29 protein-coding genes are annotated in these 25,899 nt (G+C 68.1%); 18 read left to right on the top strand and 11 right to left on the bottom strand.

Annotated features, from left to right (window positions below; all coding sequences use genetic code 11):
* The first annotated feature begins 58 nt into the window (after positions 1–58).
* Entirely contained in the window at positions 59–925 is an 867-nt protein-coding gene (locus tag MFF07_RS18695; RefSeq protein ID WP_147816350.1) for a flagellar motor protein MotB, read from the top strand.
* Between the two features lie 680 nt (positions 926–1,605).
* On the opposite strand, the gene MFF07_RS18700 is transcribed toward MFF07_RS18695, so the two are convergent.
* Positions 1,606–1,788 carry a hypothetical protein gene (locus MFF07_RS18700; RefSeq protein ID WP_147816341.1) on the bottom strand — a complete coding sequence of 61 codons (183 nt, stop codon included), beginning with the start codon at positions 1,786–1,788 and terminating at the stop codon, positions 1,606–1,608.
* 186 nt (positions 1,789–1,974) lie between these two features.
* Between MFF07_RS18700 and MFF07_RS18705 the strand changes: the two genes are divergently transcribed.
* Both MFF07_RS18705 and MFF07_RS18710 read left to right on the top strand, forming a co-directional pair.
* Complete coding sequence (locus MFF07_RS18705) at positions 1,975–2,172, top strand: DUF3311 domain-containing protein (RefSeq protein WP_147816340.1); 198 nt, start codon at positions 1,975–1,977, stop codon at positions 2,170–2,172.
* A complete protein-coding gene (locus MFF07_RS18710; protein WP_147816339.1) occupies positions 2,169–3,638 on the top strand; it encodes a sodium:solute symporter family protein in 1,470 nt (489 codons plus the stop codon). Before MFF07_RS18705 ends, MFF07_RS18710 begins: the two co-directional genes overlap by 4 nt.
* Positions 3,639–3,641: 3 nt before the next feature.
* Here MFF07_RS18710 and MFF07_RS18715 read toward each other — a convergent pair whose 3' ends face one another.
* The 4 genes from MFF07_RS18715 to MFF07_RS18730 form a co-directional block, all read right to left on the bottom strand.
* Positions 3,642–3,782, bottom strand: coding sequence for a hypothetical protein (locus tag MFF07_RS18715; protein ID WP_187272459.1), 141 nt, complete (start codon positions 3,780–3,782; stop codon positions 3,642–3,644).
* A gap of 106 nt (positions 3,783–3,888) precedes the next feature.
* Positions 3,889–4,923: a tyrosine recombinase XerC gene (locus MFF07_RS18720; RefSeq protein WP_147816338.1), complete on the bottom strand. Its 1,035-nt coding sequence runs from the start codon at positions 4,921–4,923 to the stop codon at positions 3,889–3,891.
* Positions 4,924–5,152: 229 nt separating this feature from the next.
* A complete protein-coding gene (locus MFF07_RS18725; RefSeq protein WP_238232612.1) occupies positions 5,153–7,039 on the bottom strand; it encodes a putative bifunctional diguanylate cyclase/phosphodiesterase in 1,887 nt (628 codons plus the stop codon).
* Positions 7,036–8,475 (bottom strand): sensor histidine kinase, encoded by a 1,440-nt coding sequence (locus MFF07_RS18730; protein WP_147816336.1) that lies wholly within the window; start codon positions 8,473–8,475, stop codon positions 7,036–7,038. Before MFF07_RS18730 ends, MFF07_RS18725 begins: the two co-directional genes overlap by 4 nt.
* Before the next feature lie 235 nt (positions 8,476–8,710).
* Here MFF07_RS18730 and MFF07_RS18735 point away from each other — a divergent pair, with 235 nt between their 5' ends.
* Both MFF07_RS18735 and MFF07_RS18740 read left to right on the top strand, forming a co-directional pair.
* Positions 8,711–10,177 (top strand): sensor histidine kinase, encoded by a 1,467-nt coding sequence (locus tag MFF07_RS18735; protein WP_147816335.1) that lies wholly within the window; start codon positions 8,711–8,713, stop codon positions 10,175–10,177.
* An 18-nt stretch (positions 10,178–10,195) separates the two neighbouring features.
* Positions 10,196–10,564: a response regulator gene (locus tag MFF07_RS18740; protein ID WP_147816334.1), complete on the top strand. Its 369-nt coding sequence runs from the start codon at positions 10,196–10,198 to the stop codon at positions 10,562–10,564.
* Between the two features lie 12 nt (positions 10,565–10,576).
* On the opposite strand, the gene MFF07_RS18745 is transcribed toward MFF07_RS18740, so the two are convergent.
* Positions 10,577–11,014: an RNA polymerase subunit sigma-70 gene (locus MFF07_RS18745; RefSeq protein WP_147816333.1), complete on the bottom strand. Its 438-nt coding sequence runs from the start codon at positions 11,012–11,014 to the stop codon at positions 10,577–10,579.
* Positions 11,015–11,251: 237 nt separating this feature from the next.
* On the opposite strand from MFF07_RS18745, the gene kdoO reads away from it, so the two are divergent.
* From kdoO to MFF07_RS18760, 3 genes are all read left to right on the top strand, one after another.
* Positions 11,252–12,118 carry a Kdo hydroxylase KdoO gene (kdoO, locus tag MFF07_RS18750; RefSeq protein ID WP_147816332.1) on the top strand — a complete coding sequence of 289 codons (867 nt, stop codon included), beginning with the start codon at positions 11,252–11,254 and terminating at the stop codon, positions 12,116–12,118.
* Positions 12,119–12,243: 125 nt separating this feature from the next.
* Positions 12,244–12,486, top strand: a complete 243-nt coding sequence (locus tag MFF07_RS18755) for a type II toxin-antitoxin system RelE/ParE family toxin (RefSeq protein WP_238232613.1) — start codon at positions 12,244–12,246, stop codon at positions 12,484–12,486.
* Between the two features lie 31 nt (positions 12,487–12,517).
* Entirely contained in the window at positions 12,518–12,838 is a 321-nt protein-coding gene (locus MFF07_RS18760) for a HigA family addiction module antitoxin (RefSeq protein ID WP_147816331.1), read from the top strand.
* On the opposite strand, the gene MFF07_RS18765 is transcribed toward MFF07_RS18760, so the two are convergent.
* Entirely contained in the window at positions 12,839–13,933 is a 1,095-nt protein-coding gene (locus tag MFF07_RS18765) for an AI-2E family transporter (protein WP_147816330.1), read from the bottom strand.
* Between the two features lie 266 nt (positions 13,934–14,199).
* Here MFF07_RS18765 and MFF07_RS18770 point away from each other — a divergent pair, with 266 nt between their 5' ends.
* The 9 genes from MFF07_RS18770 (at position 14,200) to MFF07_RS18810 (ending at position 21,220) form a co-directional block, all read left to right on the top strand.
* Positions 14,200–14,511, top strand: a complete 312-nt coding sequence (locus MFF07_RS18770; protein WP_147076720.1) for an acyl carrier protein — start codon at positions 14,200–14,202, stop codon at positions 14,509–14,511.
* A gap of 20 nt (positions 14,512–14,531) precedes the next feature.
* On the top strand, positions 14,532–14,996 hold the full coding sequence (locus tag MFF07_RS18775; RefSeq protein WP_147816329.1) for a 3-hydroxyacyl-ACP dehydratase FabZ family protein: 465 nt from the start codon (positions 14,532–14,534) through the stop codon (positions 14,994–14,996).
* Complete coding sequence (locus MFF07_RS18780) at positions 14,993–16,129, top strand: beta-ketoacyl-ACP synthase (protein ID WP_147816328.1); 1,137 nt, start codon at positions 14,993–14,995, stop codon at positions 16,127–16,129. The genes MFF07_RS18775 and MFF07_RS18780 overlap by 4 nt, the downstream gene beginning before the upstream one ends.
* A gap of 37 nt (positions 16,130–16,166) precedes the next feature.
* Complete coding sequence (locus tag MFF07_RS18785; RefSeq protein ID WP_147816327.1) at positions 16,167–17,444, top strand: beta-ketoacyl-ACP synthase; 1,278 nt, start codon at positions 16,167–16,169, stop codon at positions 17,442–17,444.
* Positions 17,441–18,196 (top strand): SDR family NAD(P)-dependent oxidoreductase, encoded by a 756-nt coding sequence (locus MFF07_RS18790; RefSeq protein WP_147816326.1) that lies wholly within the window; start codon positions 17,441–17,443, stop codon positions 18,194–18,196. Before MFF07_RS18785 ends, MFF07_RS18790 begins: the two co-directional genes overlap by 4 nt.
* Positions 18,197–18,349: 153 nt before the next feature.
* The gene (locus MFF07_RS18795) at positions 18,350–18,607 is read left to right on the top strand and encodes a hypothetical protein (RefSeq protein ID WP_238232614.1); all 258 of its coding nucleotides are present in this window, start codon (positions 18,350–18,352) and stop codon (positions 18,605–18,607) included.
* 45 nt (positions 18,608–18,652) lie between these two features.
* Positions 18,653–18,937 carry an SH3 domain-containing protein gene (locus MFF07_RS18800; RefSeq protein ID WP_147816322.1) on the top strand — a complete coding sequence of 95 codons (285 nt, stop codon included), beginning with the start codon at positions 18,653–18,655 and terminating at the stop codon, positions 18,935–18,937.
* Positions 18,938–19,129: 192 nt separating this feature from the next.
* On the top strand, positions 19,130–20,152 hold the full coding sequence (locus MFF07_RS18805; protein WP_147816320.1) for a zinc-binding dehydrogenase: 1,023 nt from the start codon (positions 19,130–19,132) through the stop codon (positions 20,150–20,152).
* A 75-nt stretch (positions 20,153–20,227) separates the two neighbouring features.
* Entirely contained in the window at positions 20,228–21,220 is a 993-nt protein-coding gene (locus MFF07_RS18810; protein WP_147816318.1) for a lipid A biosynthesis lauroyl acyltransferase, read from the top strand.
* On the opposite strand, the gene MFF07_RS18815 is transcribed toward MFF07_RS18810, so the two are convergent.
* From MFF07_RS18815 to MFF07_RS18830, 4 genes are all read right to left on the bottom strand, one after another.
* Positions 21,205–21,510, bottom strand: a complete 306-nt coding sequence (locus tag MFF07_RS18815; RefSeq protein ID WP_147816316.1) for a putative quinol monooxygenase — start codon at positions 21,508–21,510, stop codon at positions 21,205–21,207. The genes MFF07_RS18810 and MFF07_RS18815 overlap by 16 nt on opposite strands.
* A gap of 33 nt (positions 21,511–21,543) precedes the next feature.
* Positions 21,544–22,809, bottom strand: coding sequence for an aminopeptidase (locus tag MFF07_RS18820; RefSeq protein ID WP_147816314.1), 1,266 nt, complete (start codon positions 22,807–22,809; stop codon positions 21,544–21,546).
* 53 nt (positions 22,810–22,862) lie between these two features.
* The gene (locus MFF07_RS18825) at positions 22,863–23,156 is read right to left on the bottom strand and encodes a DUF2218 domain-containing protein (RefSeq protein ID WP_147816312.1); all 294 of its coding nucleotides are present in this window, start codon (positions 23,154–23,156) and stop codon (positions 22,863–22,865) included.
* Between the two features lie 416 nt (positions 23,157–23,572).
* Entirely contained in the window at positions 23,573–25,027 is a 1,455-nt protein-coding gene (locus MFF07_RS18830) for an FAD-binding oxidoreductase (RefSeq protein ID WP_147816310.1), read from the bottom strand.
* A gap of 93 nt (positions 25,028–25,120) precedes the next feature.
* On the opposite strand from MFF07_RS18830, the gene MFF07_RS18835 reads away from it, so the two are divergent.
* Positions 25,121–25,819: a fumarylacetoacetate hydrolase family protein gene (locus tag MFF07_RS18835; protein WP_147816308.1), complete on the top strand. Its 699-nt coding sequence runs from the start codon at positions 25,121–25,123 to the stop codon at positions 25,817–25,819.
* The last annotated feature ends 80 nt before the right edge of the window (positions 25,820–25,899 follow it).

Raw genomic sequence — 25,899 nt, forward strand, 5'->3', positions numbered from 1 at the left:
CGATCGAAATGCAGCGTGATCTAGATCTGACCGAATTTCGAGCAGGGACTTGATCGACATGGCCATCCAGCCGATCATCATCAAGAAGGTCAAGAAGGCCGCTCATGCACACCACGGCGGGGCCTGGAAGATCGCCTATGCGGACTTCGTGACCGCCATGATGGCGTTCTTTCTGCTGATGTGGCTGATCAGCATGACGACGCCGGAGCAGAAGGTCGGTTTGGCGGAATACTTCGCGCCGGCGGCTTTGAGCCCTGCAAACAGTGGCGCCGGCGGAATGCTGTACGGCACCTCCCTGGACACTTCGGGCAACAAGCTGTCCACGCCGCGCGACGCAGCGAGGGGCTCTGCCGAGCAAGAGGACAGAGCGCGCCCGACCAGTCCGGGCCGCGCCAGCGATCTCGATGCCAGCCACCCGGCCGCCAGCGCGCAGGCCAACGACAGCGCCATAGCCAGCCTCCGGCAGGCGCTGCAGAAGATGCCCGACATTGCCGAGCTGTCGCGCAACATCGTGATCGAGCCGACCAAAGAGGGCGTGAACGTTTCCCTCGTGGACCAGGACGGCCGCTCCATGTTCCGCGAGGGCTCCGTCGACCCCTACGAGCGCACCCGTCGCGTGCTGGAGGCGCTCGCGCCCGCCCTGCGCCGGCTGCCCAATCGCCTGTCGATAACCGGCCACACGGCCGCCGCGCGCCCGGGCTCGGCGCGGGCCGCCGAACCCTGGAACCTCACCGCCGGGCGTGCGCTCGCCGTGCGCGAAATCCTGTCGGGTGCCGGGGTTCCCAACGACAACGTCGATTCCGTCGTGGGACGCGCCGACACGCAGCCGGTTTTCCCCGACAATCCCTACATCGCGCCGAACCGACGGGTGACGATCACTCTGCTCGATGCGAGCCCGCCGGTGCCCCCGAATTTTCTTCGCTGACGACAAGGGACCTCGAAACCCTCGAGCTGATTGCAACCGCAGGGCGCGCAGGCGCGGCAGACAGGTTCGCGTAGCAAATCACCGACGCCGGCCGAGCAGAATTGGTCGAGCGTTACGGGCCTTCGCCGGAGCGAGGATGGGTCGCTCCTTCAAAAGCTGAACGATGAGCGAACTCCGCCACCCGGTCCAAGCCTAGTTGGCGGGGTAGGGCAATCCGATCCCGCGCCGCCGCCGAAAGCCTCGTTGTACCAGCGGCCGCGAGGGGTGCATGGCAAGACGTCCGCTTCCGGGCATCGCGTCTAGGAACCGGAACGACCGGGTCGGGTCGAAGCCGGGCGCGCCCAGCGGGTATGCAGTGTCGGCTTCCTATCACCCGCTCCCGCTGGCTGCCCATACGCACCCGCTGAGCCGGTAACGGGCCTCGGCCTCCACCTACGGGTTGCGCGTTATACCGTTTCCGATTGATTCCTTCGGCTTACCACTCCCCACCATCCTCGGACGGGTGGAGCGTCAACGGCACCCGATCCGGGGCCGAGCATAATGACGTCGCGAAGCGTCGAAACGTCTGCGCCGTTCGAATCGAGCCGCTGGCGCGGCCCTTGTCAACGCTAGGTCCCGGATCACCTTCCACTGCGTTCCAGGCGTCCGGGAAAGGGCCGTGGCATCGAACGGAAACGGGTTCAGATCGCGGATTTGCCCGGATCCGGCTCGGCGGCGGCATCCTCCCGGATCGGGCCGCCGAAGAAGGTCGAGGGTTCGGAGCGCCATTGGCCGGTCTCCGGGTTCTCCGCCCGCCGGTGCGCCCAGAGCATCATCACGGCGACGAGGAGCCAGGAACACCCGATCCCGATGAAGAACGACATGCGACGTCACTCCCGTGCGGCCGATCCGCGATCCCGCCATGATAGGGGGCGCCCCGCGGCCGGCAAGGCTTGCCATTGCGCAGGTTCCCGAGAAGGCTCGCACCGGCGCGAAACCTGCCTCCGGCCGGAGGGCCCGACGCGCGACGATCGGCCCGAACCGTTCCTGCCCTCGATCCCCGGTGACGCATGAAACACCTGAAATGGCTCGGCCTGCTGCCGTTCCTCGGCATGCTCGGGGGGCCGTTCGTGCTGAACCGCGTCGAGCCGATGGTGTTCGGCATGCCGCTGCTGCTGGCCTGGCTCGTCGGCTGCGTGGTCGCGAGCTCAGGCGTCATGGGCCTGATCTATCTCTGCGATCCGGCCCGCCGGGAGATCGAGCATTGAACGCCGCGCTGCCGATCATCGCGCTCGCCGTCGTCGTCATCCTCGGCCTCGGCCTGTGGGCGCGCTCCGGCCACGACATGGATCTCGAACAATGGACGGTGGGCGGGCGCGGCTTCGGAACGATGCTCGTGTTCCTGCTGATGGCAGGCGAGGTCTACACCACCTTCACCTTCCTCGGCGCCTCGGGCTGGGCCTACGGGAAGGGCGGGCCGACCTACTACATCCTCTGCTACCTCTGCCTGATCTACCTGATCTCGTATTGGCTGCTGCCGCCTGTCTGGCGCTACGCCAAGGCGCGCAAGCTTTTTTCGCAGCCGGATTTCTTCGCGGCGAAATACGACAGCCCGGCCCTCGGCATCCTCGTGGCTTTGGTCGGGATCGTGGCGCTGGTCCCCTACATGGTGTTGCAGCTGAAAGGCCTCGGCATCATCGTCGCGACCGCCTCGTACGGCGCGGTCTCGCCCACGGTCGCGATCTGGATCGGGGCCGGGACGGTGACGACCTACGTCATGGTGTCGGGCGTGCGCGGCTCCGCCTGGAACGCCGTCATCAAGGACGTGCTGATCCTGTCCGTGGTGGTCTTCCTCGGGCTCTACCTGCCTTGGCACTATTATGGCGGCATCGAGCCGATGTTCCGGGCGATCGACCAGGCCAAGCCGGGCTTCCTGGCGCTGCCGGAGCGGGGCCAGAGCGCCAGCTGGTTCGCCTCGACCACGCTGCTGACGGCGCTCGGCGGCTGGATGTTCCCGCACATCTTCGGCTCGGTCTACACGGCGCGCGAGGCCAACGTGTTTCGCCGCAACGCGGTGTTTCTGCCGCTCTACCAGCTGATGCTGCTGTTCGTGTTCTTCGCGGGTTTTGCGGCGGTGCTGCAGGTGCCCGGTTTGAAAGGGCCGGATGTCGACCTCGCGCTGTTCAAGCTCGCGATCGAGACGTTTCCGCCCTGGTTCGTCGGGGTGATCGGCGCGACCGGCGTGTTCACGGCCCTGGTGCCGGGCTCGATGATCCTGATCTCGGGCGCGACCCTCGTGGCGCACAACCTCTACCGGCCGCTGCGCCCCGCCGCGACGGATGCCTCCACCGGCCGGCTCGCCAAGCTGGTGGCGCCGGTCCTGGCGCTGGTCTGCGTCGGCTTCACCCTGCAGGGCGGCGAGACCATCGTGCAGCTGCTGCTGATGGGCTACGCCTTCGTCACGCAGCTGTTTCCCGCGCTGCTCGCGAGCCTGATGGCGCGCAATCCGCTGAGCAAGCAGGGGGCGGCGGCGGGAATCGTGGTGGGGGTCGGAACCGTGGCGGCGACCGCGCTCGGCGGTCACACGATGGCGACGCTGTTTCCAGGCCTGCCGGGGCCGGTTCAGGATCTCAACATCGGCATCGTCGCGCTGGCGCTGAACGTCGCCGTGGCGATGGTCGTCAGTCTTACGACGCGGCGGAGGGTTGCCGCCGCGCAGGCGCTCGCGAAGTGAGCGTCAGGCGGCGCGTGCTGCGGCGTGGTGGCGATAGAGGCCCCGGACGGCGGAGAACGGGAGCAGGAGGGCCTTCACCACGGCGGTGACGGCCAGGACGGCGAGAACCGGCAGGATCGCTACGCAGATTCCGATCACGGGCATCGCAAGCTCCATTTTTTCGCGGCGACGCCGTGGCGTTGCCTGGGGGTGACATACCGCGACGCAATCGCGGCAATACGAAGGACGGCTTCCGCATTCCTGCGGAATTCTACCGAGCCGGGAAATCCGATCCGGCTCCCGGCCCGGCTGCGGCGATCCGGCCGGCGCGCGGATGAGCTGCGTCGAAGGCGTTCATCAGGCGGTCGGCATCGACGCGGGTGTAGAGCTGGGTGGTCGAGAGCGACGCGTGGCCGAGCAGTTCCTGGATCGCCCGCAACTCGCCCTGGCGGGCAAGCAGATGCGTCGCGAAGGAGTGGCGCAGAGCATGCGGTGTCGCGCTGTCGGGCAGGCCGAGGGCGCCGCGCAGGGCCGCCATGGCGTATTGCACGACGCGCGGCGAGAGCGGCCCGCCCTTCACGCCGACGAAGAGCGGCCCGTCGGGAGCGAGGGGATGCGGGCAGGCGCCGAGATAGGCGGCGACGGCCTGGGAGACCGCCGGCAGCACCGGCACGGCGCGGGTCTTGCCGCCCTTGCCGAGGACGCGGACCTCGTCGATTCCCGGTTCCGGCGCGTCCTTGCGGGCGATGCCCAGCGCTTCCGAGATGCGCAGGCCCGAGCCGTAGAGCAGAGCGATCACCGCCGCGTCGCGGGCGAGCACCCAGGGCGCGCGGTCGCCGTCGGGGCGGCTCTCGGAGCGGGTGACGGCGATGGCGGACTCCATCGAGAGCGGCCGCGGCAGGCGGCGCTCGACCTTGGGCGAGCGCACCGCGCCGAGCGCCGCGACGCCGCCATGGCCCTCGCGTTCGAGATGGCGGGCGAAGGAGCGGATGCCGGCCAGCACCCGCATCAGCGAGCGCCCGGTCAGGCCGTCGGCACGCCGCGCTGCCATGAAGCCGCGCACGTCGCGGGGTTTCAGGGCGACGAGTCTCGGAATCGTCGGCGTGCCGGTGCGGCGGTCGAGATGGCTCAGGAACTGGTGCAGGTCGCGGGCATAGGCCTCGCAGGTGTTGGCGGCCATCCGCCGCTCGCGGGCGAGGCCGTCGATCCAGGCCTCGGCCGTGGCGCGGAGCAACGCGTCGCCGGCAAACGACACACGGTCGCGGTCGTCGGCGGGATCGTCCGAGGGGGAGGGGAGGGCTGCCATCGCTGGCGCCCATCAGGGGACGTTATGGTTGAGGAGGCGTTAACGCCGGGCCGGTCGTAGGCGCCCACGAAAAAGCGCGCCCGAGGGGCGCGCTTGAGTTTCGATCGGTGGGACACTTCCTGGGAAGAAGTGTCGGGATCATAACCAAGCGCTGCCGACGCTCAAAGCGTATTCATTGTGCAGCTTGGGCCGAACGGCGGCAACTTGCCGCCGACGGCAGGCGCCGTCGTCAGAATCCGATCCGCTCGATGATCTTCCGGGCCTCGGTCGCGCTGATCGGCATACTGAAGATGCGCCCCTGGACCTCGGTGCAGCCTTCGCCGGTCAGGTGGGCGAGCTGATCCTCGGTCTCGACGCCTTCGGCGATGGTCGGGATGCCGAAGCTCGTGCCGAGCCCCAGGATCGCGCTGACGATGGCGCTGCAGTCGCGGTTGCTGGTGACGTCCTCGATGAAGGAGCGGTCGATCTTGAGCTTGTCGAACTGGAACATCCGTAGATAGCTCAGGCTCGAATAGCCCGTGCCGAAATCGTCCATCGAGATGCGGACGCCCAGGGCACGAAGCTGGTTCAGCGTGTCGATGTTCTTGTCGGTCTTCTGCAGGAGGACCGATTCCGTGATCTCGATCTCGAGGCGCTCCGCCGGCAGGCCCGAATACGCCAGCGCGCTGATCACGGACGGCACGAGGCTGCCGCGCATGAACTGCACCGACGAGACGTTGACCGCGATCGTGAGCGCCGCCGGCCAGCCCACCGCCTCGCGGCAGGCCTCGCGCAGCACCCATTCGCCGATCGGAACGATCAGGCCGATCTCCTCCGCGAGCGGGATGAACTCGGCCGGCGAGACCATGCCGCGGGTCGGGTGGCGCCAGCGGATCAGCGCCTCGAAGCCGCAGACCTTGCGGGAACTGAGCGAGATCTGCGGCTGGTAGAAGACCTCGAACTGGCCGAGCCCCTGAGCGTTGCGCAGGTCGAGCTCCAGCGAGCGCCGGGCTTGGACATGGGCATCCATGGCCGGGTCGAAGATCCGGAAAGTGCCGCGGCCCTCGATCTTGGCGCGGTACATCGCGAGGTCGGCCGCCTTCAGCAGCTCTTCCGGGTCGTCGCCTGTGCCGGAGCCGATCACGATGCCGACGCTGGCGCCGATGGTGGTGAGGTGGCCGTGCACCTGTCGCTCGCGGCTCGCGATCTCGATCAGCCGGGTGGCGAGCGCGATGGCGCCCTCCGGCTGCTTGTTGCCGACCTGCAGGATGGCGAACTCGTCGCCGCCGAGCCGGGCGATCCGGTCCGAGCGCTCCATGACGGCCCGGAAATCCTCGCCCACCGCCTGCAGCAGCATGTCGCCGATCGAGTGGCCGAGGGTATCGTTGACGCCCTTGAAGCCGTCGAGGTCGACGAACAGGATCGCGACGCACTGGCCGGGCTCGTTGCCGGTCGCCGCGATGCCGCTCACCAGCTCGTCGCGGAACTGGCGGCGGTTGGGCAGCCCGGTCAGCGGATCGTGGAAGGCGAGGAAGCGCGAGCGGGCTTCCGATTGCTGGCGCTGGACGATCTCGCCCTGGAGCTGCTGGTTGATCTCGACGAGTTCGCGGGTCCGCTCCTCGACGCGCTGTTCGAGCTGGTCGTTGACCTGGCGGAGTTCCCTGGCGGCCGAGGCGATCTTCTCCTCCGCGCGCTTGCGGTCGACCTGGGCGTTCACCCGGGCCAGCGCCACCTCGAAGTCGACCGGCTTCGTGACGTAGTCGTTGGCCTCGAGGTTCAGCGCCTCGACGACGTTCTCGGACTCGGCCTTGGCCGTCACCATGATGACGGGGAGCTGCAGCGGGGTGTAGCGCGCCCGGATCGCCTTCAGCACGGCGATGCCGTCGATGTCCGGCATCATCACGTCGAGCAGGATGACGTCGTAGCTGTGCCGCTCGATCATCTCGAGGGCGCGGGCGCCGCCGTCGGCCTCTGCGACCTCGAAGCCACGGCGGCTGAACCGGCGCAGCAGGATCGTGCGGTTGTCGGCGATGTCGTCGACGATGAGCAGGCGCGCCGCCTTCTGCCGCTCGGCGACCGGGGCGTCTGCCTGCGCCGGAGCCGTCCGGTCGATCGCCAGGTTGTCGCGAAAGTTCATGAGAACTGGACCCCGAAATCGGCAGGCAGGTCGGCACGCGAGAAGGTGTGGTCGGGTCGTGAGGTTGCGTCGGCCAACGGCTCGGCGACTTCGGCCGGAATGCAGAAGCTGAACACCGAGCCGCGATCGATCTCGCTGGTGACGCCGATGCTGCCGCCCATCAGGGTGCAGAGCTTCTGGCTGAGCGCGAGGCCGAGGCCGGTTCCGCCATAGTGCTGGGCCGTCGCCGCCGAGACCTGGCGGAAGTTCTGGAAGAGCCGGCCGATATCGCCCTGCGAGATGCCGATGCCGGTGTCGCGCACCCGCACGTCGAGCCAGGTGCCGGTCGGCTTGCGGTCCATCCGCACCGAGAGCGTGACGTTGCCGTTCTTCGTGAACTTGGCGGCGTTGCTGAGCAGGTTGACCAGGATCTGGCGCAGCTTGGTCTGGTCGGTCCGCATCGTTCCGAGGGCGGTGAGGTGCTGGACGGTGAGGGCGTTGCCGTTGCCGTCGGCGAGCGGCTTCACCGTGGCCACGACCTGGTCCAGCAGGCGGGCGAGATCGAAGGTCTCGACGTTCAGCTCGATCGTCTCCGCCTCGATCTTCGAGAGGTCGAGCACGTCGACCACCAGCGAGAGCAGGTGTCGGCCGGCGGCGTTGATGCTGCGCACGTCCTTCTGCTTGGTCGCGTCGCTGCCCGGCGGGATGTTCTCCAGGATCAGCTCGCTGTAGCCGATCACGGCGTTGAGCGGGGTGCGCAGCTCGTGGCTCATCTTGGCGAGGAACACCGACTTCGCCCGGTTGGCCGCCTCGGCGAGTTCCTTGACGACTTGGAGCTGCTCGTTCGCCGCAAGATAGCGCTCGGTCTCCTGCTCGATCTGCGAGCGCATCGACATGACATGCGAGTAGTAGATCGCCATCCAGGACATGTAGAGCGTCGCCGAGACGATCGAGACCCAACTCACGATCGCCAGATCGGCCACCGGCACGATCTGCGGGAAGCCGTTGCTGAGATAGGCGACGAAGAACACAGTCACGTTGAGCGCGAACAGCCCGACGATCAGCAACTGCTGTTCGGAGAAGTAGAAGAACCCGAGCAGCAGGGCGATGATCAGCCACGGCAGGCAAGGCGAAGTCGCGCCGCCGTAATAGTAGGTTCCGAACAGTGCCGTGAAGGCCAGGAGCTCGACGGACAGAAACGCCGCGAGCTTGATGTTCTGCGTGTACTTGAGGACGAAGGGCAGCGTCCAGAACAGGCACACGCAGGCGATGACGGTGTAGCAGGGGAATCCGGGGTCGGGGTCGGTGCGATACAGGAACACGCACATCGACTGCGACATCAGCGGCCCCAACACGTGCGTCAGCACGAAATTGCGCGCGACGGACAGGTCGGAGCGTTCGAGATGGGCGGACTGGGGAATGAACCAATCGACGATATGCTCAAGGCTGTGTCGCATCGTCGCGGTCCGGCTTTCGTGGCCGCTCAAGTATGAGTTCAGACGTTAATTTTCAGTATATCGCTGCTCTTGTGCAGATAAATCGAGCCGTTAATTTGCGGTAAAACATAGATCAAACATATCCGAGACGTTAAGCATTCGAAGATATTGTGTGTTGCATGAATCCTCCGGCTGCGGTTGTGCGGATCGTCGTTCGGTCCGGCAGCAGGTCTGTCGGAGGCTCGGGAAGACATCCATGCCGCGGAACCTGAAGCTCGAGACCTTCGACCGGTTCGTCGATTGGTTCCTCCATCCGAGCATGGTCGACGACAAGTCGACGCGGAAGCAGGCGCGGCTCTTCCTCTTGAGCCACATCCTCGGCCCGTTCCTCGGCAACGGCGTCGCCCTCGTCCTTCTTCTCGCCGATCCCGCGCCGGGCTTCGAGATCGGCGTGATGTTTCTCGCGATCAGCGGTTTCTGGGCGTTCCCCTTCCTGCTGCGCTGCTGCGGACGGCTCGAACTGCTGGCGCTGATCTCGATCCAGAACCTGACCTTCGCGGTGCTCTGGACGACGTATTTCTACGGCGGCGCCACCTCGCCGTTCCTGGCCTGGATGATCACGATCCCGCTGCTGGCCTTCTTCTATGTCGGCGATTCCCGCTCGATGCGGCTCGCCATCGTGGTGCTGCTCGCCGTCAACGCCGCCGGCTTCTATGCGCTCTACCACCTGTTCGAGGCGCCGGCGCACGGCCTCTCGGCGGTCGCCATGCAGCGCCTCGGTCTGCTCTCGACGGCGGCGATCGCGGCCTACGTGACGATGATGGCGCTCTACTACGCCAAGGCGCTCGCCTCCCAAGCCGAACTCGAAACGGTGATGCGCAGCCACAAGGCCACGGCCTCCGCCCTGAAGCAGGCCGCGCTCCAGTCCGAGCGCGCCAGCGCCGCCAAGGTCGAGTTCGTCGCCAAGATGAGCCACGAGCTGCGCACGCCGCTCAACGCCATCATCGGCTATTCCCAGATGCTTCTGGAAGAGGCCGAGGGGTGTGAAGAGGACGAGGATTTCGTCGACCTGCAGCGCATCCAGAGCGCCGGCCAGCACCTGCTCAAGCTCGTCAACCAGATCCTCGAACTCGCCAAGATCGATGCCGGCCGCATGGAGGTCTTCAACGAGACCTTGTCCATCGCCGAGATCGTCGAGGACCTCGCCCGCGACCTGCGCGCCGGCGCGGCGGAGCGCGGCAACCTGCTGACGGTCTCCCTCGATCCGGAGATCGGCGCGATCACCGGCGACCGCATGAAGATCGAGAGCGCGCTCTCCCAGATCCTGCACAACGCGATCAAGTACACGGAGAACGGGACCATCACGGTCACCGGCGCGCGCGTCACCGGCCTGCACGGCGAGGCCTTCCGGATCACGGTCGAGGATACCGGCATCGGCATCGCAGCCGAACACCTGCCGAGCCTGTTCGAACAATTCGCCGTCAACGACGAGCAGACCGCGACGAAGTACGGCGGCACCGGCCTCGGGCTGGCGCTGGCGCGCAAGCTCTGCCGGCTGATGCAGGGCGACATCGCCGTGGAGACCGAACTCGGCCGCGGCAGCCGCTTCATCCTGACCTTTCCCGCGAAGCCGCCGGCCGGGGCTGTTGCGACCCCGTCCGTGCTCTCGGCGCTGCCGGGGCCGACGCAGGATCTGGGCTACCCGCAGGCGGTCGCGGCCTGAGATCCGAGACCAAGGACCATGAAGAAAATCCTGATCGTCGAAGACAACCCGATGAACAGCGACATGCTGTCCCGGCGCCTCGTGCGGCAGGGCTTCGTCGCGGTGATCGCGGAGGATGGGCCGATGGGCGTCGCGATGGCCGTCTCCGAGGCGCCCGACCTGATCCTGATGGACGTGGCCCTCGGCGACATGGACGGCTGGGAAGCCACAACCGCGATCCGGGCCGATCGGCGCAGCGCGCATATCCCGGTGATCGCGCTGACGGCGCATGCGCTGTCGAGCGACCGAGCCCGCAGCATCGAGGTCGGCTGCTGCGATTTCGACACCAAGCCTGTCGACATGCCGCGGCTGCTGGCCAAGATCGCGAAGTGCCTGGTGACGGCCTGAGGTCGTCCCGCGTCAGAGATCGCCGAGAGAGAGCTGGCCCTGCCGCTCCGGCTTTTTCGGCCGCGTAGGCTGCTTCTGCGCCACGGCGCCGACCCGCTTCGCGCGCGGCTTCGGCTCTCCGCGCAGCCGGGCCTTGGCCTTGTCGCGGGCGACGGCCTCCGGCGCCGCCGGATCGTCGCTCAGCCATTTGCCGTGCTTGATCACCTCGTTGACCCGGCCCTGGTTCACGCCGACCTTGAAGGCGATCTCCTGCTGGGTCATGCCCGTCGAGCCGTGCAGTTCGAGGATCGCGCGGGCGAGTTCCGGCGTCATCTTCTGACCCGTCAGGCGCCGCGCCGGGCGGACGGTGCGGGTGGCACGGTCGCGGTCGCGCAGGCGCTGCAGGATGGCGAGCGCCATGTTCATGCCCTGCTCGCGCAGGGCGTCCTCGAATTCCTTCAGGGTCGCCATGGATGGCTCCTTGCGCCGTTAAGACCCGACGCCTTCCGACAAACGGTCCGGCACCCCCACGGGTTGCCCGTCGCGATGCCGCAACGGGCAAGTCTGAAACTCGCGTGACGCCCCGCGCAACGCCGCGATCGCGTCATCCACCGGGTTTCGGGTCGCCTGCGCGCAAACGACGCCGGCTTGGCACCCGATCGCCGCCTCGGCTACACACCCTGGCTTTCCCGCGCGAGGTCTCCCGTCATGATCAGCCCGATCCTCCCCGTCGCCAGCGGCGGCGCGGCGCCCGGCGGTAGCCTCGTCGATGCGCTGGAGAGCGGTTCGGTCCTCGTCTTCCGCGATCGCGAGTTCCCGTTCAGCCCTTTCGAGCAGCGCTTCCTCGAGCGCCCCTTCGCCGACGGCAAGGCCAAGAACGTCAGCATCCGCGGCGCCGACGCCGCGTTGAAGGGCGGGGCCGGGACGGAGGAGGAGCAGGACGCGCTCCGCCAGCTTCTGGTTCGCTACCGCGCCTTCGCCAAGGCGCTGATCGACGAGCATCTCCCGGCCTACAGCGCGACCGTCTCGCTCGCCGGAACCTCGTACCGGCCGTTCGACGTCGACAAGCGCAAGCTGAGCTGGCGCCGCGACGACACCCGCATGCATGTCGACGCCTTCCCGTCCAATCCGCTGGGCGAGAAGCGCATCCTCCGGATCTTCCGCAACATCAACGCCAACGGCGAGCCGCGGCTCTGGCGGGTGGGCGAGGATTTCGGCGCGATGGCCGAGAAATTCCTGCCGAAGCTGCCGGGCTATTCCGGCTTCAAGGCCAGCGCCTTGGCCGCGCTCAAGATCACCAAGGCCAAGCGCACCGAGTACGACCACCTGATGCTGCAGCTGCACGACGCCCTCAAGCAGGACCTCGACTACCAGGCCAAGGCTCCGCAGGCGGACGTGCAGTTCAAACCCGGCGAGACCTGGGTGACGTTTTCGGACCTCGTCATGCACGGCGCCATGGGCGGCAAGTACATGCTGGAACAGACCGCCTACCTCGCGGTCGCCGACCAGGCCGACCCGGAGAAGAGCCCGCAGCGGATCTTGGCGCGGAAGTTGGGGCGGGCGCTGAGGCACTGACCAACACGAACGTATCGGTTGGCGGTACGTTATTCTTGACACGAACGTATCTTTGAGCGATACGATAGCGTGACAACGGGGCTTCGTGATCCTCAGCTTCGCAGACCATAGGACGCGGGCCGTGTTTGAGGGCCCAGCATCCGAAAGGGTTTCCGGCTGTCATTCTCAAGGTTGCGCGCCGCAAGCTCGAATATCTCGATGCGGCGACCTCCCTTGACGCTCTCAGGGCGCCGCCGGGGAACAGATTGCACCCGTTGACTGGGGACCGTGCTGGCCAGCATGCGGTCTGGATCAACGATCAGTTTCGGCTCTGTTTCCCATGGACGGCAAACGGACCTGAAGAGGTGGAGATTATCGATTACCACTAGGGCAGCGCCCGACTCTCATGGAGACCCGGTGATGGCTATCGAACTAGAAACGACTGCGATCCTGCCGCCGATGCACCCCGGCGAAGTCCTTCGCGAAGACTTCATGGTGCCGCTCGGGCTCAGCGCCTACGCAGTCGCCAAGGCCTGTGGCGTTCCGCGCACCCGGATCGAGCGCATCGCCCGCGAGGAGATGGGCATCACGGCCGACACGGCGCTCCGGCTCGGCCGCTATTTCGGCATGGATGCCCAGGTCTGGATCAATCTCCAGGGGCGCTACGATATCCTGACCGCCCGCAACGCGATCGGCGAAGATGTGGAACGCATTGCGCCGCTGGTCAGAGCGGCCGCGTAATCAGGCGGCTTCGCCTTCCGTGAACTCCCGCCACAACAAGATCAGCGCCGCCATCACCGCCGGCCCGACGAACAAGCCGAGCAGCCCGAAGGTCTCGACGCCACCGAGGATGCCGAGCAGCACCCAGAGGAAGGGCAGCCGCGTGGTGCCGCCGATCAGCGCCGGCCGCACGAAATGGTCGGCGATGAAGGTGACGACGAAGCCCGAGGCGACGACGACGACCGCCGGAACGACGTTGCCGTCGCCGACGAGCAGCAGCGCGGCGAGGCCGAAGGCCAGCGGTGCGCCGAAGGGGATCATCGCGGCGACTGCCGTCGCCGCGCCGAACAGCACCGGATGCGGCACGCCCGCGAACCAGTAGACGATGCCGAGCAGGATGCCCTCGCCGATGCCGACGAGGACGAGTCCGTCGACGGTGCCATGCACCGAGGCCACCATCTGCCGCGCCACCCGCTCGCCGCGCGGGCCGAACAGGCGCTGGCTCGCCGTGAGACATTGCCCGACCACGGTCTTGCCGTCGCGGAACAGGAAGAACAGCGTCAGCAGGGCGAATCCGAACAGCACGATCCGGTGCACGACGTTGGCGCCGACGGTCTTGGTGAGATCGCGGTTGGAGGCGGTGTTGACGTGTTCCAGCGCCTCCTTGGCCCAGCCGGCATGGGCGAGGTTGGCGTTCCACCAATCTGTGACCGCCTGTACGCCGAAGGGCAGCCGGGCGACGATGGCGGGGACCGGCAGGCCGGATTGCTCGGCCGTCTTGGCGTAATCGAGAAGGTCGTGCGCCTCCCGCGCGGCCTCGACGGCCAGCAGCACCACCGGCGCCAGGAAGGCCAGCGCCACCAGCGCGGTGAACAGGCCCGGCCAGAGGATGTTGTGCCGGCCCGGCGGGAACCGGCGCTCGGCCTTGCCGAAGAGCGGCCAGAGCGCGATGGCGAGCACCACGGCCCAGACCAGCGCGCGCAGGAAGTCGGACAGGATGTAGAGCCCGAGGGCGAGCAGGGCCGCCGCCAGCGCCAGACGCGCGACGCCCTGCGCCCGCCCGCGCGACGGGTCGGCGGTGAAGGGCCGTTTTTCGGAGTCGTTGATCGCCGGCATCGTCCGCTCCGTTCCGCGCCCCGTTCAGCCGGGAGCCCAGCCGCATCTATGCCCGGTACGACCGCGACGGAATAAGCGCCGGCAGGAAACGTGTGCGCGGGGTTCGGAGCCGGGTGTCTTCACGCATGCCCGCGCCCCGCGCCTTCGGCAAGGTTGCCCGGGCTCTACTGCTTCGTGTAAGGGGTCGCCTTCCTTGCCAGGGCCACCGGGAACCGGCGAAGATCCCGTCGAGACGGGTCGAGACACGAGAAAGCGGCGAGCCACGCATGTCCACCGAGTCCGCCACCGGCACGACCGCCACCTTCGACCGCGTCGCCGACATCATCGCCGACACCGCCGACATCCCGCGCGAGAAGATCACGCCCGAGAGCCACGCGATCGACGATCTCGGCATCGATTCCCTCGCCTTCCTCGATATTGCCTTCGCGGTCGACAAGGCGTTCGGCATCAAGCTGCCGCTCGAGCGTTGGACCCAGGAGGTCAACGAGGGCAAGGTGCCGGCCGAGGAATACTTCGTGCTGAAGAACCTTTGCGCGCGCATCGATGCGCTCGTCGCCGAGAAGGCCGCCAAAGTCTGAACCGATAGAGCCCGGAACCCATGCGGCTCGAATATTTCGAGATGATCGATCAAGTGGTGCGGCTCGACCGCGCCGTTGGACGCATCGAATGCGTCGCCCACGTGCCGGAGGCGAGCCCCGTCTTCGAGGGGCACTTTCCCGGCCACCCGCTGGTGCCCGGCGTGTTGCTCACCGAGACCATGGCGCAGGCCTCGGGTTATCTCGTCCTCGCCCATCTCGACTTCGCGCAGATGCCGTTCCTGATGGGCGTCGACAAGGCGCGCTTCCGCTCCTTCGTCGGCCCCGGCGCGCGGCTCGAGATCACGGCCAGCCTGGAGCATGACGGTTCGGGCTACGCGGTGACCAAGGCCGCCATCCGCCACGAAGGCAAGGCGCTCTGCGACGCCGAACTGCGCTTCCGCACCATGCCGTTCCCGGACGGCCTCGACGCGCCGATGCGCGAGCGGGCCCAGAAGATCGGGCTGATCGTCGGAGCCGGAGCGTGAGCGCGCGCAAGGTCGTCGTCACCGGCATCGGCGTCGTCTCCTGCGCCGGCGAGGGCATCGCGGCGCATCTCGCCGCCTATGAGGCCGGCGAGGCGCCGCGGACCGATTCCGAGACCTTCGCGCCCTATCCGGTCCATCCGGTGGTGCCGCTGACCCTCGACACGCAAATTCCCAAAAAATCCGACCAGCGCCAGATGGAGCCGTGGCAGCGCCTCGGCGTCTACGCCGCCGGCCTCGCCCTCGATTCCGCCGGCCTCAAGGAGGACGCCGCCCGCAAGGCCGCGCTCCACCTCATCGTCGCCTCCGGTGGCGGCGAACGCGACTATGCCGTCGACGGCGCGATCCTCACCGGGCTGCGCGATGCCGCCGATCCCGGCGCCTATCTCAACGAGCACTTGCAGAACGACCTGCGGCCGACGCTCTTCCTGGCGCAGCTCTCGAACCTGCTCGCCGGCAACATCGCCATCGTGCACGGCGTCACCGGCGCCTCGCGCACCTTCATGGGCGAGGAATCGGCCGGGGTCGACGCCCTGCGGATCGCGCAGGCGCGGATCGCCTCGGGCCAACTCGACGCGATGCTAGTCGGCGGCTCCTACAACGCCGAGCGGGCCGACGTGCTCCTCGTCCACGAGATGGGCGGCTTCCTCCACAAGCCCGACTATCGTCCGGTGTTCTCGCGCGGCGGTGCGGAGAACGGCGGCTTCATCCTCGGCAGCGGCGCGGCCTTCCTTCTGCTGGAATCGGCCGAGCATGCGGCGACCCGTGGCGCAAAACCCTTCGCCGTGATCGACGCCGTCGCCAACGATCGCGTGCGCCGCAAGCCCGGCGCCGTCGCCGAGACCCTGCCGCGCCTGCTGCGCGAGGCGGGAATCGAGAACCCCGACGTGATCCTGTCCGGCGCCACCGGCGTCGCTAGCCTCGCCGAGGAGGAGGCGCAGGCCTTGAAATCCGCGCTGCCCGGCACCCGCATCCGCGCTACCGGCGACGTGGTCGGCCATCCCATCGAGGCGGTGCCGCCTTTCGGCGCGGCCATCGCCGCCGCGCTCTGCGCGGCCGGCAAGGCGCGCGAGGTTGCGATCACCTCCGTCGGCCACCGCAGCGGCGAGGGCGTCATCCGGATCGTCGCCGCCTGATCGTGCACGCTGGAAAAACTTGCGTTAAGGCGATGGCATGAGTGCATCTTCCACCCGCGACGCCAGAGGCCGCCCGCTCGTCGCCGTGACCGGGCTCGGGATCGTGACCTCGCTTGGGCACGGCGCGACCGACACCTGGGAGGCCCTGACGGCGGGGCGCTCCGGCATCCGCACGATCTCGCGCTTCCCCATCGACGGCCTGCGCACCTCCATCGCCGGTACGGTCGACGCCTTCGAGACCGATCCGCTCTGCGCGCCGCTGCTCTCGGAGCGCTTCGCCGAAGTTGCCGCCGAGGAGGCCGTGACCCAGGCCGGCATCGGCGCGAGTTTTCCCGGCGCCCTGTTCATCGCGGTGCCGCCGGTCGAGCTCGAATGGCCGCAGCGGCAGGCGCTGGCCCAGGCCTCCGGCGAGAACGGCGACATCACCTATCGCAGCCTGCTCAAGGCCGCCGCCGGCCGGCGCTTCGACGCCTGGCACGACCTCTTCATCTTCGGCACTGTTGCCGACCGCATCGCCGACCGCTTCGGCACCAAGGGCTCGCCGATCTCGCTCTCCACCGCCTGCTCGTCCGGCGCCACCGCAATCCAGCTCGGCGTCGAGGCGATCCGGCGCGGCGAGATGACGGCCGCGCTCTGCATCGGCACGGATGGCTCGGTGAACCCGGAATCGCTGATCCGGTTCTCGCTGCTCTCGGCCCTCTCGACCCAGAACGAGAACCCGGAGACGGCCTCGAAGCCGTTCTCCAAGAACCGCGACGGCTTCGTGATGGGGGAGGGCGCTGCCGCCCTCGTGCTCGAAGACGCCGAGGCTGCCCGCGCCCGCGGCGCCAAAATTCTCGGCTACGTGCTCGGCTGCGGCGAGAAAGGCGACGGCTTCCACCGCACCCGCTCGAGCCCCAACGGCGAACCCGTGATCGCGGCGATCCGCGCGGCCCTCGACGATGCCGGCGTCGGCCCCGACAGCATCGACACCATCAACGCCCACGGCACCTCGACGCCGGAGAACGACAAGATGGAGGCGTTCGGCTGCGCCGCCGTGTTCGGCGAGCGCATCGCATCGCTTCCGATCTCCTCCAACAAGTCGATGATCGGCCACACCCTGACGGCGGCCGGCGCCATCGAGGCGGTGGTCTCGCTGCTGACCATCCAGCACGGGCGGATCCCGCCGACGATCAACCACCGCGTGCCCGACCCGTCCCTGACGCTCGATGTGGTCTCCACGGCGCGGGACGCCAAGGTATCGCGGGTGCTCTCGAACTCGTTCGGGTTCGGCGGGCAGAACACCTGCCTCGTGCTCGGGGACGAGCCGGCATGACCGAACCGAAACAGGTTCTCGTCGTCGGCGGGTCCGGCGGGCTCGGTACGGCGATGGTGCGCATGCTCGCGGCGGCGGGGCACAGTGTGAGCTTCACCTATCGCTCGAAGCCGGAAGAGGCGGAGGCGCTCGCCACCGAACTCGGCGCGGCCCATCCTGATGCCAGCTTCGCGGCCCACCGCCTCGACCTCGCCGACCGTGACGCAGTCGAGGCCTTCTGCGAGTCGATAGAGGACGAAGGCTTCTACGGCTACGTCCACAATGCCGGCCAGTCCGCCGACGCCCTCGCCGTGATGCTCGACCGCGACCGGTCCGATCTCGCCATGCAGGTGAACTTCTGGTCGCTGACCCGGATCGCCAAGGTGCTGGTGCGCGGCATGATCCGCGCCCGCTCCGGCCGCATCGTCGCGGTGGGCTCGGTGGCGGCGCTCCGGGGAAACACCGGCAACGCGGCCTATGCCGCCACCAAGGGGGCGATGATCGCCTATTGCCGCACGCTTGCCGTCGAATCGGCCAAGCGCGGCGTCACGGTCAACGTGCTCGCCCCCGGCTTCATCGACACCGGCATGATGGCCTCCTACGCCGCCTATCGCGACACGATGGAGAAGCAGATCCCGGCCGGCCGCTTCGCGAAGCCCGACGAGGTCGCGGCGTTGGCGGCCTTCCTGATGAGCGAACCCGCCGCCTACATCACCGGTGCGGTGCTGCCCGTCGACGGCGGTCTGACGGCGATGATGGGCGTGCACCGCTGATCGTCTTTTCGCGATCTTGTCCTTGAAGGGCTAACGGGTCGGCCTGCCGATCCTGCAACCGCTCCCCGGCGAGTTGCATTGCCCAGGACAGCGATCGCAAGACACGGCACACAACTCGCTTGAGACCGGGGCCGCACGCAGAGGGGCGCAGCAATGTCGGACAAGCTCGTGAAGACGGTGATCGGAGCCCTCGTCGCCGTGGGTCTCGCCATCGCGGTGTCCTACGGCCTCATCAGCCAGCAGACCGCGGACCAGGTCCAGAACCAGGCGAACCAGACGTTGTCGGACGACAAGACCGCGCAGTCTCCGGCGCCTCAGCAGCCGGCCCCCACGCCGCAGAACCCCGCTGCGCAAACGCCGGCTCCCGCTCCGACGGAATCCGCTCCGCAGAATCCTGCGCCGCGTCCGTGACTGCAGCGGCCACCCCGTCCTGCCGAGCGAAGTCGGACCCGACCCATGCATCGCCGTTACCTCCTCGCCGCCGCGGCTCTCCTCGCGGGCGCGTTCCCGGCCCTGGCCGCGCCCGAACCGTTCCGGGTCGAGGGGCTGCCGCGCGGTGGCTTCCTGACGATTCGCGAGGCGCCCGATGCGGATTCGGCAGCGGTCGAGACCGTCCCCGTCGGCCGCCGGCTCCTCGGCTTCGGCTGCACCAACGAGACGCCGAGTGGCAACACCTGGTGCCGCGTGAAATTCGGCCGCAGCGTCGGCTGGGCGCGGCGGCGGTATCTGACGCCGGATTGATCGCATACTCTGCCGTGTTGAATCGTGCAGCTCTGGAAACCTCCCCCATCATTCCGGGGCCGCGCAGCGGAACCCGGAACCCACGACTGGCCACAGCGTGTCGCGTGGGTTCCGGGTTCTCGCCTTTGGCGAGCCCTGGAATCACGGCGGAAAGCTCTCGATCCGCTGACGCGCACGTGCCAAGGACACCCGATGCAAGCCCTCCAACTCTTCGGCGACCGTGACCTGCGCCTGATCGACGTCGAAGCGCCGCCCGCGCCAGGCCCCGGCGAGGTCCAAGTGCGCGTGCGCGCCGTCGGCCTGAACTTCATCGACGTCTGGGGCTTTCGCGGCATGGCCTTCGCCAAGCGCAAGCTGCCGCTGACCGTCGGCGCGGAGGGCGCCGGCGAGGTGGCCGCCATCGGCGAGGGCGTCGAGGGCTTGAGCATCGGCGATCCGGTGGCGCTCTACGGCGCGGTGACCTGCGGAAAGTGCAAGGCCTGCCAACAAGGCCGCGACAACCTCTGCGAGGATGTCGGCGGGGTTTTCGGATTTCACATCGACGGGTTTTCGCGCGAACTGATCAACATGCCCGCCCGGCTCTGCGTGAAGGTGCCGGCCGGCGTCGACCACGTTCAGGCGGCCTGCGCCGGCATCGCCTTCGGCACCGTGCAGCATATGCTGTTCGACAATGCCAAGCTCGAACCCGGCGAAAGCATCCTGGTCCATGCCGGCGGCTCCGGGATCGGCACGACGGCGATCAAGATGGCCAAGGCCATCGGCTGCACCGTCTACACGACGGTGGGCGACGACGCGAAGGGCGAGAAGGCCAAGGCGCTCGGTGCCGACTTCGTCGTCAACTACCGCGAGGAACGCTTCGAGGGCGAAGTCCGGCGGCTGACGAAGCGCAAGGGCGTCGACGTCGTGTTCGAGCATGTCGGGGCCGAGACCTGGAACGGCTCGCTGCTCTGCCTCAAGCGCGGCGGGCGGCTCGTGACCTGTGGCTCGACCTCCGGCCCGTCGGCGACGATCAACCTGATGCAGCTCTTCCAGCAGCAATACCGCATCACCGGCTCGTTCGGCTGCCGCATCGAGAATATCCGCGACTCGCTTGCCAAGATGGCGGACGGGCTGACGCCGGTCGTCGACACGGTGCTGCCGCTCGCAGACTTCGCGCAGGGCCTCGAACGCCTGGAATCGCGAAAGGTGTTCGGGAAGATCATCGTCACGTTGTGAAAGATTGCTTGGGCCGGCACCTCAGGTGTAAGGCCTGACCGCGTTCCCAACCTCCGTGAAACCCATGAGCCGCCCGTGCTGCGCCTTGCGCTGATCCTGCAGCGCCATCTGCCCCGCATGGCCGGGCTCGCGACGATTCCGCTGATCCGTGGCCTTTTCCTGATCGCGCGGGCGCTCGGTCCCGATCGCGCGAGCAACACCGGCGCCTGGATCACGCGAAAAGTCGGCCCCTGGCTGCCCTCGCACAAGATCGCGGTGGCCAACATCCGCGCCGCCTTCCCCGATCTCGATGAGGCCGGTGTGCAGCGCATCGCCCGCGAGGCCTGGGACAATCTCGGCCGCACGGGGGCCGAATACGCCCATCTCGACACGCTGTTCGACTTCGATCCGGACGGACCGGAGAAGCGGGTGGCGGTGCAGGGCATCGACCAGTTCATCGCCGTGCGCGACGACGGCAAGCCGGGCCTGCTGTTCTCGGCCCATCTCGCCAACTGGGAGCTGCCCGCGATCTGCGCGGCGAAATTCGACCTCGAAACCACCGCCGTGTTCCGGCCGCCGAACAACGCAGCTGCAGCGCAACTCGTCGGCGAAGTCCGCCGCAAGACCATGGGCGGCCTCGCGGCCTCGCAGCCCGGCGCCGTCTTCGCGATGCAGGGGGTGATCGAGCGCGGCGGCCATCTCGGCCAGCTCATCGACCAGCATTTCACCCGCGGCGTGGTGGTGGAGTTCTTCGGGCGCCCCGTGCTGGCGAACCCGCTGCTCGGCAAGCTCGTGCGCCACCACGAATGCCCGGTTCACGGCGCCCGCGTGGTGCGCCGGCCCGGCGGCAAGTTCACCCTCGAACTCACCCCGGCCCTCGACCTGCCGCGCGACGCCTCGGGACAGATCGACGTCCAGGGCGCGATGCAGGCGATGACACGTGTCGTCGAGGCTTGGGTGCGCGAGAACCCAGGCCAATGGCTCTGGATGCACCGGCGCTGGCGGCCGAACATGCTGCCGAAGCCGAAGCCGGCAGCTCCGGGCATCGCTCCGGCCGCAGCCGTACAGGTGGCTCAGGCCGAACCCTGATCCGTCAGGTCATCGAGGAACGTGATGATCGGCGGTTCCGCCAGCCACGTCTCGTAAAGGCGATAGACCGCGCGGGTGTAGTCCTGCGCATGGTGTGTCTCGAAGGCCGCCGCGTCCCGCCAACGCTCGTAGAGGAACAGGCGCGGCGAGCCGTCGGCCGCCCTATGAACCAGGAAGGTCTCGCATCCGGGCTCCGCCAGCGTCTGCGGGACGATCCCGAGGACGGCAGCGCATGCCGCGTCCATGTGCTCCGGCTTCACATGGACTTCGGCGACGGCGACGTAGCTCATGCGATCGGCTCCTGAAGGTGGCTTGGGCGCGTCTCAGGCCCATTCACCCTTGCGCATCACCGGGATCGCCGTCCCGTCGGCTGCGAGGCCGTCGACGTCGATCTCGGCAGAGCCGATCATCCAGTCGATGTGGATCAGGCTGCGGTTGGCCCCGCGTGCCGCGAGGTCGTCCTCGCTCAAGCCCTCGCCGCCGTTGCGAAAACACTTCGAGTAGGCCTGACCGAGGGCGATGTGGCTCGCGGCGTTCTCGTCGTAGAGCGTGTTGTAGAACAGCAGGCCCGAGGCCGAGATCGCCGAGGAGGCCGGCACCAGCGCGACCTCACCGAGGCGCGCGGCGCCTTCGTCCGTATCGAGCACGCGCGCCAGAACGTCGTTGCCGGTCCGCGCGCTCGCCTCGACGATGCGGCCTTCCTTGAAGGTCACGCGGATCCCGTCGATCAGAGTCCCTTGATAGGACAAGGGCTTGGTGCTCGTGACGTGGCCCTCGACCCGCGCTTTGTGCGGCGTGGTGAAGACCTCTTCCGTCGGGATGTTGGCGTTGCAGACGATGCCGTTCTTGGCCGTCGTCGCGCCGCCGCACCATTCGTGATCGTCGGCGAGGCCCACCGTCAGGTCGGTGCCGGGGCCACGGAAGCGGAGTGCCGCGAAGCGGTGGCCGTTGAGCCATTCGGTGCGGCTGCGGAGATGGGCGTTATGGGCTTCCCATGCGGCGACCGCGTCGGGTCCGTCGACACGAGACGCCGAAAAAATCGCGTCCCAGAGTTTCACGAGCGCCTCGTCCTCGGGCAAATCCGAAAAAACCGTGCGCGCCCAGGGGAGCGTGGCGGCCGAGACGATGGTCCAGTTGGTGGAAAAACCCGCGATCAGCTCCAGGGCCGGGAGGTAGGCCTTCGAGCGCGCCCGGTTGGCGCGCGAAACCTTGTCGGGATCCTGGCCGGTGAGGAGGGAGGGGTCGTCGCCGGAGATGGCAAGGCGGGCGGCGCCATTGCGGTAGGCGTCGGCCATGCCGTTGAAGAGCCAGCCGGCGGCCGTGTCGAAGGCCTCGGTGTTGGCGTGGCTGAACCTGGCGAGCGTCGCGACGTCGTCCGTGTAGAGCGTGGTGACCAGCGAAGCGCCGGCCTTGTAGGCCTGCGCGGTGATCGCCCTGGCCAGCCCGACCGATTCGAGCGGCGCGGTGAGGATCAGCTCCTGCCCCGGCCGCAATCCGAGCCCGACCTTGACGGCAACCTCGGCTAGTCTGTCGAGGCGCTCGGAGAAGCTCGGGGCGGCACCCTGCGCCCCGTGAACGGCCACGGTCATGTCGTATCCTTCACCCGGTCGAGGGCCTCAAGATCGGGCGAGGGCGGCGCGGTTCAAGCCGCGCGCGACCAAGTGATGTCGCCGAGGTTCTCGCGGAAGGCGAAGCGCAGCAGGTGGTCGGAGACGACGTTCTCGAGCCGGGTCAGGCCGGACGCGTCGGGCGTGGCGACCTTCATCACGAGGGCGTCGGCGCTCGCCTCGAAGGTGCAGATGCGGTCTTCACCGAAGGGCACCACACCGTGGTCGCTGGTCGTCTCGACGGGGAACTTGTGGCTCCAGTGCCGGCAGAGCTGCGTGAGGTAGCGGCTCGCTTCGGAGGTCGGCACTCGTGCCTGTGAGGTCGGCATCGAAATGGTTCCTTCTTCGCGTGGTGCGGTTCAATGTTCGGAGCGGATATGGGTACGGAACGCAGTGTCCGGCATGTCAGTCGAGCCGGGCGACATTGCGGCGCACCCTGAGGCGCGCAGCGAAGATTGTGGATCGGCGACCGATCACGTTTCCGGCACTCGCCAGATCTCGGCGGCGAGAGCGGTCGCACCCCATCGTTACCGAAGGCGGTGCCGAAACCGTTAAGCTTCTGTCATCCATCGCCTCGACCTCGGGGTCCGGGGAAGGCTGCGAACGTGCCAACTCATGTGCTTGCACGAACGCCCAGGGCCGCAGCCCGATGACGCAGTGCGATACGGGATTATGCTCCGAGTTATTGCAGTGCACAACAGCGATCCGCGTGGCAAAACGCTCAGATCGTGCGCAGGTGCACGTCTCAGACGGGCAGGGCTGCGGGGGGATGCTCTCCCAACGCGACGATCTTGCCCGGGTTCATCAGGTCGCGCGGGTCGAGCGCCGTCTTCAGTCGCCGCATCAGGTCGAGGCCCACCGGGTCGCCGTAGAGGGCCAATTCGTCGCGCTTGATCAGGCCGATGCCGTGTTCGGCGGCGATCGAGCCGTCGAGGCTGGAGACGATGTCGTGCACGATGCGATTGAAGCGGCCCCAAGCGGCGAGGAAGACCGCCTTGTCCATCCCGACCGGCTGGCTGAGGTTGAAGTGGATGTTGCCGTCGCCGGCATGGCCGAAGGCGCAGACGCGCAGGCCCGGCATCGCCGCCTCGCAGGCCGCCGTCGCCCGTTCCACGAAGTCGGCGAGGCGCGAGAGCGGCACCGAGACGTCGTGCTTGATCGAGCCGCCCTCCGCCTTCTGCGTCTCCGGCAGCCGCTCGCGTAGGTGCCAGAGCGCGGCGTTCTGTGCCTCGCTTGCACCGATGGTCGCATCCGCGACGAGGCCGGTCTCGATGGCCTGGGCGAGCAGCGTTTCCAGTTCGGCTGCGGTGTCCGCTCCGGGCCGCGTCGAGGACAGCTCGACCAGCGCATAGGCGGCGTGATCGCCACGGAGCGGCCGGACCATGTCGGGCGCATGCTTGAGCACGATGTCGAGGCCGAAGCGCGGGATCACCTCGAAGGCCGTGAGGTCGCGGTCGGCGGCCCGGTGCATGCGGGCGAAGAGTTCGACGGCCGATCGGAACGAGCCGAGTCCGACGAAGCCGACGCTGCGCGACACCGGCTTCGGGAAAAGCTTCAGCACGGCGGCGGTGATGATGCCGAGCGTCCCCTCCGAGCCGATGAACAGGTGTTTCAGGTCGTAGCCGGCATTGTTCTTTCGCAGCGCCTTGAGCCCGTTCCAGATCCGGCCGTCGGCGAGCACGACTTCGAGCCCGAGGACGAGGTCGCGGGCGTTGCCGTAGGCGAGCACGGCGGTGCCGCCGGCATTGGTGCCGAGGTTTCCGCCGATCCGGGCCGAGCCCTCGGCAGCGTAGGAGAGCGGAAACAGCATCCCGGCCGCATCCGCCGCCGCCTGCACGTCGGCCAGGATCATTCCGGCCTCGACGGTGATGGCCGCGTCGCCGGGGTTCACCGCACGCACGCGATCGAGGCGCGCCAGCGAGAGCACGATGCCGCCATAGGGCACGCCGCCGCCGACGAGCCCGGTATTGCCGCCCTGCGCGACGATCGGCACGCCGGCCTCGGCGCAGGCGCGGACCGTGGCCGCGACCTCCTCGGTGCTGCCGGGCCGCACCACGGCGAGCGCCGTGCCGCGGTAGAGCCCGCGCGATTCGACGAGCGCGGGCGCCACGTCCTCGGCCGCCGTCAGGACGTGTCTGTCGCCGAGTTTGTCACGCAGGGCCGCCAGCAGGATCTGGGTGGTTTCAGAGGAAGGGGTCATGAGGCGGAGCGGATTGGCCGGTCGGGAATGGGGCTCTACATAGCCTGAGGCCCGGCCCTTTGCAGGACGTGCGGCCATGCGAGGGACGCTACCATGCTCTCCGTCATCCCCAACCCGCCCCGGATCGTGCTGCCCATCGTCGGCAGCGAGGACCTGTTTCCGGTCCGTCGCGTCTACTGCGTCGGCCGCAATTACGGAGCGCATGCCCGCGAGATGGGCGCCGACCCGGACCGCGAGGAGCCGTTCTTCTTCCTCAAGCCCGCCGACGCGCTGCAGGCCGTGCCCTACGACACGGTGACGGACCACCCGTATCCGCCGCGCACCCAAAACTACCATTTCGAGGTCGAGTTGGTCGCCGCGCTGGCGCATGGCGGCCGCGACATCCCGGAGGCCGATGCGCTCGCCCATGTCTACGGCTATGCGGTCGGCCTCGACATGACCCGGCGCGACCTGCAGGACGAGGCCAAGCGCCAGTCGCGGCCCTGGGACCTCGGCAAGGCGGCGGATGCCTCCGGCCCGATCGGCCCATTGCACCCGGCCGCCGCCATCGGCCACCCGACCAGAGGCGCGATCGGCCTTACGGTCGACGGCCGCGCGCGCCAGAGCGGCGACCTGTCCGAGATGATCCGCTCGGTGCCGGAGCAGGTCGCGCTGCTCTCCACCTATTTCGAGCTGCAGCCAGGCGACTTGATCTTCACGGGGACCCCGGCCGGGGTGGGAGCGGTGTCGCGCGGCGAGACGATGACGGCGTCGATCGCGGGGTTGGGGGCGATCACCCTGCGGGTTGTGTGAGACGGTCAGCGAACGAAGCACCTGACCGTTCCGCCGTCATTGCTTCGCTGCGCTCGCGATGACGGGATGAATCTGCCAAG

Origin of the sequence: Methylobacterium thuringiense (genome assembly GCF_022179645.1) — a bacterium.
Taxonomy (GTDB): domain Bacteria; phylum Pseudomonadota; class Alphaproteobacteria; order Rhizobiales; family Beijerinckiaceae; genus Methylobacterium; species Methylobacterium thuringiense.

Bases quoted from the DNA above. Each gene is read 5' to 3' on its own strand.
- MFF07_RS18730 (WP_147816336.1), bottom strand. From the start codon at position 8,475: ATGCGACACAGCCTTGAGCATATCGTCGATTGGTTCATTCCCCAGTCC.
- MFF07_RS18805 (WP_147816320.1), top strand. From the start codon at position 19,130: ATGCAAGCCCTCCAACTCTTCGGCGACCGTGACCTGCGCCTGATCGAC.
- MFF07_RS18725 (WP_238232612.1), bottom strand. From the start codon at position 7,039: ATGAACTTTCGCGACAACCTGGCGATCGACCGGACGGCTCCGGCGCAG.
- MFF07_RS18705 (WP_147816340.1), top strand. From the start codon at position 1,975: ATGAAACACCTGAAATGGCTCGGCCTGCTGCCGTTCCTCGGCATGCTC.
- MFF07_RS18695 (WP_147816350.1), top strand. From the start codon at position 59: ATGGCCATCCAGCCGATCATCATCAAGAAGGTCAAGAAGGCCGCTCAT.
- MFF07_RS18720 (WP_147816338.1), bottom strand. From the start codon at position 4,923: ATGGCAGCCCTCCCCTCCCCCTCGGACGATCCCGCCGACGACCGCGAC.
- MFF07_RS18815 (WP_147816316.1), bottom strand. From the start codon at position 21,510: ATGAGCTACGTCGCCGTCGCCGAAGTCCATGTGAAGCCGGAGCACATG.
- MFF07_RS18760 (WP_147816331.1), top strand. From the start codon at position 12,518: ATGGCTATCGAACTAGAAACGACTGCGATCCTGCCGCCGATGCACCCC.
- MFF07_RS18735 (WP_147816335.1), top strand. From the start codon at position 8,711: ATGCCGCGGAACCTGAAGCTCGAGACCTTCGACCGGTTCGTCGATTGG.
- MFF07_RS18795 (WP_238232614.1), top strand. From the start codon at position 18,350: ATGTCGGACAAGCTCGTGAAGACGGTGATCGGAGCCCTCGTCGCCGTG.
- MFF07_RS18700 (WP_147816341.1), bottom strand. From the start codon at position 1,788: ATGTCGTTCTTCATCGGGATCGGGTGTTCCTGGCTCCTCGTCGCCGTG.
- MFF07_RS18785 (WP_147816327.1), top strand. From the start codon at position 16,167: ATGAGTGCATCTTCCACCCGCGACGCCAGAGGCCGCCCGCTCGTCGCC.
- MFF07_RS18830 (WP_147816310.1), bottom strand. From the start codon at position 25,027: ATGACCCCTTCCTCTGAAACCACCCAGATCCTGCTGGCGGCCCTGCGT.
- MFF07_RS18715 (WP_187272459.1), bottom strand. From the start codon at position 3,782: ATGCCCGTGATCGGAATCTGCGTAGCGATCCTGCCGGTTCTCGCCGTC.
- MFF07_RS18740 (WP_147816334.1), top strand. From the start codon at position 10,196: ATGAAGAAAATCCTGATCGTCGAAGACAACCCGATGAACAGCGACATG.
- MFF07_RS18835 (WP_147816308.1), top strand. From the start codon at position 25,121: ATGCTCTCCGTCATCCCCAACCCGCCCCGGATCGTGCTGCCCATCGTC.
- MFF07_RS18825 (WP_147816312.1), bottom strand. From the start codon at position 23,156: ATGCCGACCTCACAGGCACGAGTGCCGACCTCCGAAGCGAGCCGCTAC.
- MFF07_RS18765 (WP_147816330.1), bottom strand. From the start codon at position 13,933: ATGCCGGCGATCAACGACTCCGAAAAACGGCCCTTCACCGCCGACCCG.
- MFF07_RS18800 (WP_147816322.1), top strand. From the start codon at position 18,653: ATGCATCGCCGTTACCTCCTCGCCGCCGCGGCTCTCCTCGCGGGCGCG.
- MFF07_RS18820 (WP_147816314.1), bottom strand. From the start codon at position 22,809: ATGACCGTGGCCGTTCACGGGGCGCAGGGTGCCGCCCCGAGCTTCTCC.
- MFF07_RS18790 (WP_147816326.1), top strand. From the start codon at position 17,441: ATGACCGAACCGAAACAGGTTCTCGTCGTCGGCGGGTCCGGCGGGCTC.
- MFF07_RS18770 (WP_147076720.1), top strand. From the start codon at position 14,200: ATGTCCACCGAGTCCGCCACCGGCACGACCGCCACCTTCGACCGCGTC.
- MFF07_RS18745 (WP_147816333.1), bottom strand. From the start codon at position 11,014: ATGGCGACCCTGAAGGAATTCGAGGACGCCCTGCGCGAGCAGGGCATG.
- kdoO (WP_147816332.1), top strand. From the start codon at position 11,252: ATGATCAGCCCGATCCTCCCCGTCGCCAGCGGCGGCGCGGCGCCCGGC.
- MFF07_RS18775 (WP_147816329.1), top strand. From the start codon at position 14,532: ATGCGGCTCGAATATTTCGAGATGATCGATCAAGTGGTGCGGCTCGAC.